The 13,351-nt window shown below is 52.9% G+C and carries 8 protein-coding genes; all 8 read right to left on the bottom strand.

From position 1 onward, the window contains the following. Positions 1–18: 18 nt before the first annotated feature. A complete protein-coding gene (locus KJB29_RS01535) occupies positions 19–744 on the bottom strand; it encodes a DUF6577 family protein (protein ID WP_215733054.1) in 726 nt (241 codons plus the stop codon). Between the two features lie 30 nt (positions 745–774). Continuing rightward, positions 775–2,067, bottom strand: coding sequence for an McrC family protein (locus tag KJB29_RS01530; protein ID WP_215733053.1), 1,293 nt, complete (start codon positions 2,065–2,067; stop codon positions 775–777). Continuing rightward, positions 2,068–3,339 carry an McrB family protein gene (locus tag KJB29_RS01525; protein WP_215733052.1) on the bottom strand — a complete coding sequence of 424 codons (1,272 nt, stop codon included), beginning with the start codon at positions 3,337–3,339 and terminating at the stop codon, positions 2,068–2,070. 3 nt (positions 3,340–3,342) lie between these two features. Continuing rightward, positions 3,343–5,622, bottom strand: a complete 2,280-nt coding sequence (locus KJB29_RS01520) for a hypothetical protein (protein ID WP_215733051.1) — start codon at positions 5,620–5,622, stop codon at positions 3,343–3,345. Between the two features lie 115 nt (positions 5,623–5,737). Further along, positions 5,738–8,989: a type I restriction endonuclease subunit R gene (locus tag KJB29_RS01515; protein ID WP_215733050.1), complete on the bottom strand. Its 3,252-nt coding sequence runs from the start codon at positions 8,987–8,989 to the stop codon at positions 5,738–5,740. Continuing rightward, positions 8,990–9,994 (bottom strand): virulence RhuM family protein, encoded by a 1,005-nt coding sequence (rhuM, locus tag KJB29_RS01510; RefSeq protein WP_215733049.1) that lies wholly within the window; start codon positions 9,992–9,994, stop codon positions 8,990–8,992. After that, entirely contained in the window at positions 9,991–11,220 is a 1,230-nt protein-coding gene (locus KJB29_RS01505) for a restriction endonuclease subunit S (protein ID WP_215733048.1), read from the bottom strand. Before KJB29_RS01505 ends, rhuM begins: the two co-directional genes overlap by 4 nt. After that, positions 11,217–13,349 (bottom strand): class I SAM-dependent DNA methyltransferase, encoded by a 2,133-nt coding sequence (locus tag KJB29_RS01500; protein WP_215733047.1) that lies wholly within the window; start codon positions 13,347–13,349, stop codon positions 11,217–11,219. Before KJB29_RS01500 ends, KJB29_RS01505 begins: the two co-directional genes overlap by 4 nt. Positions 13,350–13,351: the final 2 nt, after the last annotated feature.

Genomic DNA, 13,351 nt, shown 5'->3' with positions numbered 1-13,351 from the left:
ATTTCGGTTAAAGTGGAATTAGTGGGTTATCTCCTGGCTTTCAAATTTTACTCCGCGAATTTCTGCATACCCAATAATCACTGGCAGTTGAACAATGCCGGCCTGTAGAACAGCATTAATAATCCGTTGAACTTCGTTGGGATCCATTATCTGGAGTTTGGATGATTCCACCATAAGGTCGACCAGTGCTTTTTCTATCGGCGCCGCATGATCCGCTGCAACTGGTTGTTTGCTTATGGCGGGTCGGAGAACAACCGTTTTCTCACCAGGACGAACATAACGCTCTGCCTCGGCCTTGCCGGGATTTGCCCACGCATCCCAGCTATTCTCCTTCAGAGTATCTGCAACGCTGTCCAGAGCGTCATTCTCGGCGTAAATAATAATGGTCGGTTGAGCGATAAGGTGAAGGGCAAAAGGGTTGAACTGGACCGTGGACCAGCAACAGAAATCAAGAAGCGGAAAAGCTTTTTTCATTGCCCGTATTATCTTTGTAACCGGTTTGGGATCAAGGCTGACCTGCGCTGTATGACGGCTGTACCACCCCCTCCCGGCGTCTGAGACGATGCCTGCTGTCATGGCTGCGCTCATATACTCACGAAGAGTATCGTCAGCAAGCTCAATGTTCGCATCAGACAGAGACCGTTTGACGGCAGCGAGCGAGAAATAAGAGCTCATTCCCTTAAGCTTGGGAAGGACCTGACTTAACAGGACATTTTTGCGAGATGATCGATTAGCAACAGTCATAATGTTTTCACACCCATTTCAAGAGATGATTCAAGCAGCCGCAAGCCCCAGGACTTTTCCGATCTCCTCCCGGAATGCTGAGCCATCTGTCCTTAAGTCTCGATTCAGTTTCACAAATTCAACCCTGATCCTGTGGCTGCAGTATTTCCCTTGGATTCTATACGATTTAGGCGAAACACCCGCGACAAAAGGGAAAAGCAGGATATTGTCCTGGCATTCATAACGATGTGCATAAGCATAAAGTTGATAGATGTCCGCCTGAGACACACCGTTTTTTGAATCTTCAGCATCAGATAATAAATGCTTCCATTTTGTGTCGAGAATCAACTGAGGACTGCCATCCAGACCGTCGATAATCAGGTCGGGTTTTAACCGGAACTTGCCAGAGGAATCATGCTCCCTTCTCAGCAGCCATTCGCGACGACCGATTGCCTGTGCATGTATATGTTCTCGCGACAATCCGAATTGATCCGCATATCGATGAATATATCGGGCGATGAATTCCTCGAACAGTTCTTCCATGGGGAAGAGAAGGGAAAACGAGGTCTCTTTGCCCAAACTCCACGCCGGACTCATCCCTTTCAGAACCAGCAGGGAAAAATTGATGAGCGGCTGGAATCTCTCCGTGTTGCGGTTGTAGTGGATGTCGTCAAAGTGGTGCTCCGCCACCTCCAGATCGGTCACGTCATCCAGAAAAAAGATGATTTCCCGAAGCTTCTTTTGTGCGGATGCAGTCTTGGAAATGAACAGGAGCCGACGGCTCGCCGCTTTCAAAATTCTGTTGATCGGGGTATCGGAAATAAAATCATCATACCGGCAATAGAGCTGTTCTCGATGCAGCGCGTTCTTCACGGCGTGCTGTCCGACCAGAAGCTTTCCCTTCAGGCAGCGGAGATTATCCTCCTGGGTGACGTAAGTGTGGTCGATTCCCCGTTTCAGCTCAGACAGTGTCCGCGCCGCGAACAGGGCGATCAACTGTTCTAGGAGAGGCATCTTCTGGGTGCCAATAGTGGCAAGGTCCCGATCCTCGCCGACGATCTTGCGGGTCATGGAGAGCATGTACAGCAGGTTGTGCTGAGCGCGCGTCTTCCCCGCCTCGCCTTGTTTGTCTATTTTCGGGAGTATCTCTACGGCCCCACCCGGAACGGCAATGACTCCGACGTAATTCCGTGCCCGGACAAACCTCCGGTCATGCCAATCAAAGATCGGCTCTCCTCCCGAACCACACCAGGACTCGTCAAAAGCTTGCAGCCGTGAAAGAAGCTTTTGGTTCTGCTCCGTGCGTGGAATGCGCTCGTATTCGGTAACCGTCAGATACCGCATCTACCCTTCCTGAGTATCCGCACTCTTGGCATGTGGCTGATATATGGCAGTGAGGTAATTCTTCAGCTTTTCACCGGTGGCCTTGCTGAAATCGGGATGCACTTCGTAGCGGCAGCAATCGTCAAAATCCAGGTGATCGAATCCGAGGATATCTTTTTCTATCAACTCTTCAGCATTGACCAAAGGATGCTGGTTTTTAGTTGCTCCGCCGTTGCCGTTGGCGCCGCAGCCAAGTACCAAGCAGATCTTCTCCCAGTCGCCATAGAAATATTCCTGAAGCAGCGGGATGACATTCTGAAGAAATACATCTCGAAGGTCTTCGAGGGTCGTACAATCCAAGAAATAGGAGTGGCCGATCATATGGTCGCGATCATAGAGGAATTCGATGCGGCGGTTGATCTTGTCCAGGAGCGACCTCACATTGACACCGCCAATATTTTCCTCAACCAGGTCAAGGTTAGGCATCATCTCCTTAAACTGGAAACGTCGCCGAAGGGCAATGTCAATGAAGGCAATGGAACGGTCTGCGGTGTTCATGGTACCGATGATGGAGAGGTTTGCCGGCACCCCGAATTCCTGCTTTGAATACGGAAGCCGGACCTTCAGTTGATTCTTTGCGCCTATCCGCTTGTCGGTCTCAACGAGGGTAATCAACTCACCGAATATCTTGCTGATGTTGCCGCGGTTGATCTCATCTATGAAGATTGCGTAATCGTTTGTCGGATCCTTTTCAGCCCGTTGGCAGATTTTCTTGAAGATGCCAGGTTCAATCCTATATTGAATACCGCCTTCCTCATCCTCACCCATAACTGGCCGAATTCCCTCAACGAACTCCTCGTACCCATAAGACTGATGGAAGGTAATGAACTCATAGCGTTTGATGGTCTCGGATGGAGGTATCTTCTCAGAATCCTTATTGAGATCGCATATCTCAGGAGCCAGATCCTGAACCAGATCTTCCTTGACCGACCAGACCGAATTCTCGTCCTTCCAGAAAAACTGTGGATCAAGCTTCCTTTGATACCTTACAAGTTGACATTCCTGCACGGTATGGCTTTGCAACGTTGCCCATAACCTGGCACCTGGGTTTTTGATCTCACTTTGAGAGAGTTTAGCGATAATGAGTCTGTGCTTCAGAAGGTCACGAACCTTGATTCTGCCCATGTCTAGCACCGCAGCACCTATAACCTGCCACCATGGCTTATCCGCAACGAGTCTTGCGAGATATGTCTCTTCAGGTTCTTCCGAGACTGAAGTAATATATCGCTCCATTTCCTATCTCAGAAAATGTGTTTTCCCTGTCCCAGGAGGACCATAGAGGATCTTGTTTTCAGCTTTTGCGACCTTGTTCATACCCCCTTCTGTTGCCTCTTCACGTCCCAGTTGTCCTCTTCGTAATTTCTTAAAAAAGTCTACACCCACGAGAGGGGTAATGGCTCCGACAAATTGTTCGGAAACCGGAAACAGATATACCTGTTTTACCCCACCATTCTTGTTGAAAGGGCCGCCTTCCTTAATCCTCTGTTCGAGGGGAATAGAGCTTAGATACACAGGGGCAGGCAATGGAGTGTAGGAACATTTCACCAGACGCCCCTTTTTACCGTCGATGGATCCTTCAGGACGTGTGACTTCAACCGCCTCATTTGTAACCGTGCTGATCGCCAGGATTGCCTGATCGGCATAGTGAAAAATCACATCGCCAGTTCTTACTTTTGCCAGATTATTCCAATGTCCGAGAGATGCACCTCTATCATCCTGCAATGGAGCGAATATGTAGCCGACCCTGTATTCCGCCTCGTATGAAGCACCCTGATTTACCCACCAATAACCCGAATCTTCAATCATCGGATCGCCTGAGCAGGCCATCCAGATAAAAGTGTGAATATCAACATTATCCTTAGGTAGCCACTCAACCAGATCGACCTCCCGGATGCGGGAGCAGGTATCGAGAACCCTTCTGTAGCCTTCGACGGTAAGGGGCTTGCCGTCTCCCAGGACAGGTAGTTTCAGAGACTTGAAAAATGTGTCAGTTAGCGAAGGCTTGATAAAGAAGTGGTCCGACGGGTTCCAGAGAAAAAGAGGGTACGTGGATATGAGCTTGGAGATGTTCGCCTTGCACCCGATCTCGACGAACCACGACAGCAGTTTCGTGAGCGAACTCTCCCACTCGGCTTCAGAATCCACAAGAAGGGGGAAAACAAGGCGCCAGTAATGCGACCAGCGACCTGGAGGGCCAAGGAGTTCGCCGGATATGTACTGGAGGTCTCGCCAGTTGAGAAAGTTTGTCAGCTTGAATAGTTTCTGTGCGAGTTCGCTTCCTTCTTCGTCAGAAACCTGATGTGATCCTTTAACATACGGGTCGAGAAGCTCCTTTGCCTTTATAACGGCTAGACGTTTGTAATCCAGTTCTGCCTGCTGCAGGAATTCTCCCGGTTCAGCGAAAGAAACAAACCCGGGGGTACTTGTAAGAAATTTATTCTTAAGAGTCTCCAGACCAGCAACCCGCGCCATATCCGCGAAATCCTCTTTGTAGAGCACGGTCAGAACAATATCCAGCGCCTGGGGTTCAAGCTTGAAGTGATCCCGGAAATCATTTACTGCAGCGTTGTATTCGCGGTAGTCTTTTCCAGACCTCTTCTTGAAGGGGCGTTTTTCAATTGTCTCTACAGCCCAGATCATGACATCGATCCAGATGTTGAATTTCTGAGGATCTCGCAAGTACGGGATGAGTGAATAGAACCCGATTCCTGCGCCAGGAAGTGGCTTTGTTTTAAGGAACTTATCAATTGTAGAAAAGACTTCGGATTCGGGCAGTTCCCACAACTGCTTTATTACATCGTTGGCTGTATCGATATTGCTGCAGATCTTGGCGCTATTGGCACCCAGAAACGTCAGGCCGAAACGACCAAGTTTTTCTTTGCCGTTCCCGAAGTCTTTGTCAGCAAGCTTCAGGACTTGAGCCAGTTGGTCCGAGGTGAGAGTACCGAGGTGGGAAGATATGATGGAGGCTGCCTCTTTCTCTGCTGATGTTCGAACGGACATTCGGTGTGAAGAACATTCCTTATCAACAATCTCCTTCACCCGCGACTCTAGTTGGTTGTACCTGACGGTAATGTCGGTTGATGACATCACCAAGCTGTTAATGACGTTTTCAACGGCTTCATCATCGGGAAGCCGTGTCCAGCCTTGCCCCAATAGCTGAATGCTTTCCCCAGTTTTAGCAGTAATGGCATTTTGAAGTTCAGTAAGTGAGATAGAAGCTCTTTTTATGGAAGGTAAATCAACCTGCAGATAATATGGAAATTCGGCTGATTCGGGACCGGTTGTCGGTAAAGGGCCACTAGCGGCCTTGGCTACATAGACAATCTCTCCCTCATAGGAGAATAGAAGGGTTTCACCAGGGTTGATGCCATCAGAAGATATGCGGCCTTTGGTGAACATGAAGATCCCAAAGATATCATGACGTGTTCGGAATTCTGATTCTGGATCTTCGAAATATTCAACGACCTCTGCATGTGAAGGAGTTAGCTCCTTACTCATCTTGATTAGTCGCAAAGCATCCTCCTAACTATTCTTTGAATCGCCGCTGCTCTCTCTCGACACAGGTGATCTCCAGGAGCATGTGGTTATATTGGAAGTTAAGGTAGCTCATCATCCCTTTCCCGACACTCTATGCTGCCATGCTGGCGTAATAGGGTGACGGGACAGTTGGATAAGCCCGGAACACATGAAGAAAAACCGCATCTGACCTATCCTGGACATCAGCCTCGGAATACGTTTCCGGCAATCCGGTTGCCTCGTTCCAGAGAAAATCCTGAATAGCCAGACGGACTGCGTCCCGGGTTGCCTCTTTGTCGCGCCAATGGTTGACCCGCAACTTCTCTGCTTTGAGGGTTTCAAGCAGTTCGACGGCAACCGCTTTGATGCGCTTTATATCGCCAGTTGTCAGGTCCGGCTTCTTCAGCAGGTCGAACACGGCCAGTGACTCTTCATTGAGCCCCTCCCGCACGGCGCGGCTCTCCTCATCACTCATTTCGCCGAATAACTGCATTAGGGCCTCGAAGGTCTTTTCGATGGTCACCCGATCCTTCTCGCGATTGTACTCGGCAACGATTTCCTCGTAATGCTTCTGGAAATCTGTCCGTAAAGGATTTTGCAAGAGCAGACGCTGCAGGCGTTGCTCAATGGCGTTTTTCAGATTCTGTACGGTAGTGCGTTTGGCGGGGCTACGCTCGAACTCCCGGCGCAGCCGGTCGAAATCGATCTTGCTGATATCGTAAGGTGGCGACTCTTCGGCAACAGCCGGTTGGGTCTGTGTCTCAATCGCCTCATCAACGACCTGATGCAGTTTACGGATGATATCGGTGATATCCGCCTGCTCACGGTCCTGTTGCAGGCTTTTATAGACGATGTTGATCGCGTCGAAGTCGGCCCGGCAATTATTGACACCTTCGATGGTGATGCAGGCCTTGAACTTCGAGAACACCGCCCGGCACATCACTTCAAAGCGTTTTCTCGTCTCGTCGTTTTCATTTGCCGCCTCTTTGGCCGTGAGAATTGCCGCATTCCTGGCAAATCCGATCTGCCCGATAATCCCATCCAAAGACGCGTTTCGCTCCTCCAGAAAAGCCCGGACAAAGGCAATCGCTTCACGAAGATCGGCCAACAGTTCCTCTTCCGGTTTGGCTGGCTCAGCTTCGCCACCCTCTCCGCCGCGCCCGTCATCGCCCGTTCCGGCGAAGGTGGCCAGCGCCTTGCGCAGGTTTTTCAAAATGCCGCAGTAATCGACGATCATCCCGTTGTTCTTGCCCTCGTTGATCCGGTTCGCCCGGGCAATGGCCTGCATCAGCGTGTGCGCCTTGAGGGGCTTGTCCAGGTACAAGGTCGAAAGACTGGGAACATCAAAGCCGGTCAGCCACATGGCACAAACGATAGCGACGCGAAAGGGGTGCTCCTCTGCCTTGAAGGCATCATCCAGCGACAACCGCTGCATGTTCTGGAACTGAGGCTGTTTCCGCATCGCCTCGGGGAGGGCAATACCCTCCTTAATCAGGCGCCGGTGCGGCATGATGTCCAGATCCCATTTACGGAACTTCTCGACCTCGCCCTGCTCCTCACTGACCACAACCGCCATCTGTGTCTGGCGCATCCATTCGATCTGCCGCCGCCGGTACTGTTCGTCCTGCTCATCCGTGGCCGTGGGCAACTGCGCTTCCAGCTTGCCGATTCTCTCGTCCCAATAGAACTCAATCAGCTTGTGCATGCGAACGCAGGTGATCTTATCGATACAGATAAGCATCGCTTTGCCGGTTTCCCATGCCGTGGAATAGTGGTGGACAAAATCGCGGGCCACCTTGTCGAGGCGTTTCCCGGCAGTGATAATGTGGTAGTCGCGCTTGAGCTCCTGCTCCAGGCGCTGTTCCACATCGAGATTGCCCGTCTCCAGTTCCTCCAGCTTCTCAGAGATCCGTTCGTTCAGATCTCCAACCGCCACCCCGAGTTTGTCGCCGCGGGCATCGTAATAGAGCGGCACTGTTGCCTTGTCCTCGACCGCCCGCTGGAAATCATAGGTGGAGACATACTCGCCGAACACCCGCCGGGTGATCTCGTCGTCCTTAAAGAGCGGCGTGCCGGTGAAGCCTATATAGCTGGCGTTCGGCAGTGCATTGCGCATGTTGAGGGCCAGCGTGCCGTACTGGGTGCGGTGGGCCTCGTCGGTGATGACGATGAGGTCGTCGCGCCGGGAGTAGGCCTCGCCTTCGACCACGGTCTGGTTAAATTTCTGGATCAACGAGAAGACGTGCGATTTGTGCTGGGTCAGCAGTTGTGTGAGGTGCTCTCCGCTCGATGCCCGGCACGGATCGCGGTCGTTGTCCACAACGCCACAGCCGGCGAAGGTCTTGTAGATCTGGGTATCCAGGTCGTCGCGGTCCGTCAGGACCAGAAAGGTGAAGTTGCCACCCAGCTTGCGATGCACCTTCCGGGTGAAGAGCACCATTGAATAGCTCTTGCCCGACCCTTGCGTATGCCAGAACACCCCGAGTTTGCCGTTCCTGAGCTTTCGGTCGCGAACCGCCTCGACAGCCCGGTTGACACCAAGGTACTGGTGGTTGCGGGCCAGAATCTTCCGCGATTCCCCGGCCGAGTCATCGAAAACGATGAAGTTCTCCACCATGTCCAGGAAATTGGCTTTCGCGCACACCCCCTTGAGCAGCGTCTCCATGGCCACGACGCCCGGCTGATCCTCGGCCAGGCGTTTCCACTCATGAAAATACTCGAACCGGCTGGTGACCGAGCCGAGTTTTGCATCCACCCCATTGGCCAGCACCGCCATGGCATTGTGATGGAACAGATGCGGAACGGTGTCCTTGTAATCCAGAAAGTTCTGCTCATAGGCGGCGCGGATATCCTTGCTGACGTTCTTCAGCTCCATGAACAACAGCGGCAGGCCGTTGACGAACCCGACGATATCCGCCCGGCGGCGGTACAGGTCACCCCGCACCCACAGCTCCCTGACACAGAGGAAATGATTGTTTTCCGGATGATCGAAATCGAAGATCTGCAGGCGCTCGCGTACCCGCTCGCCCTTGGCGTTGCGGAAGGTGACCTGCACCCCGTCTTTGATCAGTTCATACTTCTCGCGGTTGGTGGCGGCCAATGTCTGAGAGGCGGAGACCGTAACGATCTGACGTACGGCGTCTTCATAGGCCGTGGCGGGCAGGCCAGGGTTTAGTTCCTCTATTTTCGTCCGCAAGGTACGGGTCAGCACAACCTCGCGGTCCGACTCACGCCCCAGCAGGCTACCCGGCCCGAAATCCTCGTTGTTGTAGGCATACACCGACTCCCAGCCCAGATTCTGTTCCAGGTACTCGGCAGTCGTCTGCTGGACGAGAGTGTCTTCGGTGTAGAGGCTGGGGGTCATTCAATTGCCTCCCTTTTTCCGAAGCGGCTTCAGCTTTTTGATGTCGTTTTCCAACTCCTTGAGGCTCTCTTCATGCTGGATGCGTCGCTGCGATTCCCGGAATTTGTCATATTCCAGAGCGGCTTTTTCCTGGGCCATCTGCTGGCTGATTTTGCCTGCATGGGTCAGTAACTCCCGGCCATTGAGCTGAATAATGGCATCCAGCCGTTGAATCCAATCTGACATGTGCATGGGAATTCTCTGCTGGGCCATGGTTTCAGCAAAGGCCAGGTATTGTTCCACCAGCAGGCCGAGCAGCCTCATTTCGTCCTCTGCAAGGTAGTTCTTGGCAATGCTCACATCGCTTTTGTGCACTGCCAGACCACCTTTCTTATCGAACGACTGCATACCCATCAGGGGCAGCGCGGCGTCTGCCCGGCGATACACCAGTTCCGCCGCCGTCTGCCGGCTGATGGCCCAGAGGAGTTTGTTCTGAACCACCTTGAAAAAATCGATGGTCATTTCGTTCCTGGGGTCGTAGTCGATGCTGGTGGTATAGATATCCTTGATTTTCTGGTAGAAGAAGCGCTCCGAAAGACGGATTTCGCGGATGCGTTCCTGCAGCTCCGTGAAATAGGCCATCGAGTTGCCGGTCTTGAAGCGCTCGTCGTTCAGAGCGAAGCCCTTGACGATATATTCCTTCAAGCGCTGGGTTGCCCATATGCGGAACTGGGTACCCTGATGGGACTTGACCCGGTAACCGACGGAGATGATCACGTCCAGGTTGTAGTAATTAGGGGCTTTTTGCTGAAATTCGGAAATTCCGAATTTCTTCATCACATCAGCTTCAACCAGCTCACCTTCAGCGAAAATGTTTTTGATGTGCTCATTGATGGTTGACTTGGCTTTGCCGAACAACCCTGCCATGTGATCCTGAGTCAGCCAGACCGTCTCGTCTTCCAGCCGGACATCAATTTTGATTTTGCCGTCGGCGGCCTGGTAAATAAGAATTTCCGAAGTATTCATACCACCACCTCCCCGTTCATCAATTTGGGCAGGATAATGTCACGGGCTTTAGCGAGATTCGCGTTGGATCGCATCAGACACCGAATTTGCCGAATGATATCGTATGCAATCTCCCCAAACTGGTTCATGAGTGTTTTGCAAGGAATGATTATGTCCATTTCGCGAAATCGGCCTTTGCTGATCTCGGGATAAGTCGTACCCTTGGCATTGCTGCGAATCTCATTGACCCGGCTTAGCAGGTTAAACAACAAGTACATCCGCGATTGGTTGTCGTGTGGAACGATGTTGATGAAGCCTTGGTTTGTGCAAACCTCATGATCCATCAGAGCAAAAAATCCAACTGACGCACGGCTAGTCATGAGAATTGTCTCTGCCGGGACCATCTTGGCTGAGGACTCTCGTAAGCCTTTAGCTGTAATCTTGCGCTCTGATTCCGGCAAAATGAGGCTGTTGTTGTTCGTAATATCCGATGGGACGACCCAGGTAATATCGCCGTCCCAGTATTCTGAAACTTTGGTCGAGGGGGTACCGCCTCCTATCGTTTCGCAGACCTCGGCGATCTTTTTTCTCCCCCACCCCTCCGGCACTCCGTCGATGATTCTGGTGTGCTCGTGACCGGGGAAGCGGAGGTGGACGAACCACTCCTTGTAGAGCAGCCGCGCCGCCTGCTCCAGCAACTGAATGCGCCGCCGGTTGTTCTCTATCAGGTTGTCGAAGGAGGAGAGGATTGAGACAATAGACTGTTGTCCTTGAAGGGGAGGAAGAGGAACCTTCAGAGTTTTTACATTCGTTATGTTGATGTTCTGCTGAGCGGCTCCTCGTGCAACTGAAAGCAAACGTTGTTGTCCTAAAGTCGAGTTGAACCAGTAACAAAAAAAGTGTGGATTAGCTTCTTCAGATAACCGAAATCGGATCAAGAATGCTCCAGGTAGAACAAGTTTGTCATGCCCTTCAAATATGGCTGTAGTACCAATTCGACCTGAGCGCGTTATGACAAGATCACCTGGTTTCAAGAAGTGGTTTGCGAAGGCCGCCTCATCAAGTTGTGCTAGCGGCATAGTATCGTAAGAGATATGACCGTCTGCAGAAATGTCAGTCGTACGTAAAGTCGCAATATTTCCATCGTCTGCATACGCTGTCCCAGGGAACCTGGGGCCAAATGCACTATCTTTCACGATTTGGTCAAACACGATCTCTTGCCAAGAATGCTGAGCTAACGAGCTCATACCCCCAGCTCCACAAAATTCCTTTTGATCGTCGCAGCCAATTGCACCGCCTCGGCGTTCAGGTCCTCCAACTCGACATGGATGTCGCGCAAAGCCTCTTCGAAGTCGAAGCCCTCATCCTCTTCCTCTGGCGCGACGCCGACATAGCGGCCGGGGGTGAGGCTCCAGTCGTTGGACTCGACCTCGGCCCGGTCCACCAGTTTGACCAGTCCTACCACATCGCGCAGTTTGGCCTCGGGGAAGCGTTCGGTGAGCCAGTGGGCCTGCCGCCAGAAATAGCGAACCTGCTTGAGCTGTCCCACAGCCAGGGCTCGGGCTTCATCAGTGGCCTTGCGGGCGCGAGTGATGTCGCGGCTTGCCCAGGCGTCACTGCCCTTAGCGTCGCACTCATTTTCGCAGATTTCGATCAAGCGGCAGATGAGCTTGTAGAGCAGGTCGGTCTGCTTAACCAGATCACGGCTGGTTTCAGCCAGCGGCGCGAGACGGTCCACGGCTTTCTTGAGTTCGCCGTTGGTCGTCTTTTGTGTTTCCCATGCCACCTGCTGCTCGCTGACGGTCTTTCGGAAGGCATCCACATCCACCTTGAACAGCGGGATGGCGTCGTCCAGTTCGCATAGGGGCGATTCATGAATCGCCCCTACATCGTGGGACGCATCCTTGGGCAGGGTTTTGAGGAACGGTTCGACAGCGCCGCGCAGGGTCGCCAAGGCACCGATGAAGTCCGGCAGTGGTTCGACCGTTTCGCCTTCGTCGTCTTTCATCGTGAAGCAGGCCGCACCCTCGGCCAGCATGCGTTTGCAGTAACCTGCCACGAGATCGAGATAACGCCCGGTCTCTCCCCGATAGAGCCAGACGATGGACAGGAGGTTCTGCTCCTGCTCAGGGGAAAAGTCGAAAATCTTGCGGGTGACTTTTCGATAAATGTTGCGGGCGTCGATCATCAGCACCTTGTCGCGGTGCGCTTCGGGCTTGGCGCGATTGAGGAACCAGAGCTCGCAGGGGACGGTGCGGGTGTAGAAAAAATTGGAGCGGATGGCGGCCATGATGTCCACATCGCCGGTTTCGACCAGCTTCTGGCGGACTTTGGCTTCATCGCGCCCGGCGCTGGAGGCCTGGGAGGACATGACGAATCCGGCCCGGCCCTGTTCGTTCAGGTAGCTGTAGAAGTAGCTGATCCAGACGTAGTTGCCGTTGCTGACCTTCCCCTTCTTGTTGACGCCAGGCAGGCCAAAGGGCAGGCGCGGGTCGCTCTTCACCTTGTCGGCGTCGATCTCGTCCACGTTGAAGGGCGGATTGGCCATGACGAAGTCGGCCTTACGCAGCAGTTCGTGCGGGTCTTCGTAGTAGGTGATCGATTTCTGAATATCGCCTTCGAGGCCGTGCACCGCCAGGTTCATCTTGGCCAGGCGGATGGTGGTGGCGTTTTTTTCCAGACCGTAGAAGGTGAGCTTCTCGGTGGGGTTCTCATGCCGCCGCTCGACCACCCGGGCGCTCTGCACGAACATGCCGCCTGAGCCACAGGCCGGGTCAAGCACCGTACCGCCGGTCGGTTCGATGACGTTAGCGATCAGCGAGACCAGCGAAACCGGGGTAAAAAACTCGCCGCCGTCGTGGGCCTTCTGGTCGGCGAACTGTGTCAGAAAATACTCGTAAATGCGGCCGAACACATCACCTGAGACCCGCTTGAGCTCCTCGGGGTTTAGGGTACGCAGGAGCTGGCCGAGCACGCCGTTGTCGAGTTCCTGATATTCGTTTTTCGGCAGTACGCCGCGCAGGCTTTCGTAATCCTCTTCGATGGACTCCATGGCGTCAATGATGGCCTTGGCGCGGTCCACACTGTCGGGTAAGGCTACGAGGGTGTCGAACTGGGCCTTCGGTTGCAGGAAGATAGCGCTTTTCTGCGAGAAGTCTTCCTTGGTCAGCGGCCTGGTTTTACCGCCACGTGTGGGAAGACCTGCTTCTATGTCATCCTTGACGTTAAGATAGCGGCTGTAGGCGTGTCGCAGAAACACCAGGCCCATCACGGGCATGAAATACTCATTACTGGCGTAGTTGGAGTTTGCCCGCAGCGTGTCTGCTGCGCTCCAGAGTCGCTTTTCAATGGCTTCGATGTGTTCAAGCTGTGCCATGG

The sequence above is a fragment of the Geobacter grbiciae genome (genome assembly GCF_018531165.1).
Lineage (GTDB): Bacteria > Desulfobacterota > Desulfuromonadia > Geobacterales > Geobacteraceae > Geobacter > Geobacter metallireducens.
Note: the sequence above shows the minus strand (reverse complement) of the source record. Positions and strands in the feature narration are given on the sequence as shown.

Excerpts from the sequence above, each read along its gene's own strand:
- KJB29_RS01535 (WP_215733054.1), bottom strand. The coding sequence starts at position 744 with ATGACTGTTGCTAATCGATCATCTCGCAAAAATGTCCTGTTAAGTCAG.
- KJB29_RS01530 (WP_215733053.1), bottom strand. The coding sequence starts at position 2,067 with ATGCGGTATCTGACGGTTACCGAATACGAGCGCATTCCACGCACGGAG.
- KJB29_RS01525 (WP_215733052.1), bottom strand. The coding sequence starts at position 3,339 with ATGGAGCGATATATTACTTCAGTCTCGGAAGAACCTGAAGAGACATAT.
- KJB29_RS01515 (WP_215733050.1), bottom strand. The coding sequence starts at position 8,989 with ATGACCCCCAGCCTCTACACCGAAGACACTCTCGTCCAGCAGACGACT.
- rhuM (WP_215733049.1), bottom strand. The coding sequence starts at position 9,994 with ATGAATACTTCGGAAATTCTTATTTACCAGGCCGCCGACGGCAAAATC.
- KJB29_RS01505 (WP_215733048.1), bottom strand. The coding sequence starts at position 11,220 with ATGAGCTCGTTAGCTCAGCATTCTTGGCAAGAGATCGTGTTTGACCAA.
- KJB29_RS01500 (WP_215733047.1), bottom strand. The coding sequence starts at position 13,349 with ATGGCACAGCTTGAACACATCGAAGCCATTGAAAAGCGACTCTGGAGC.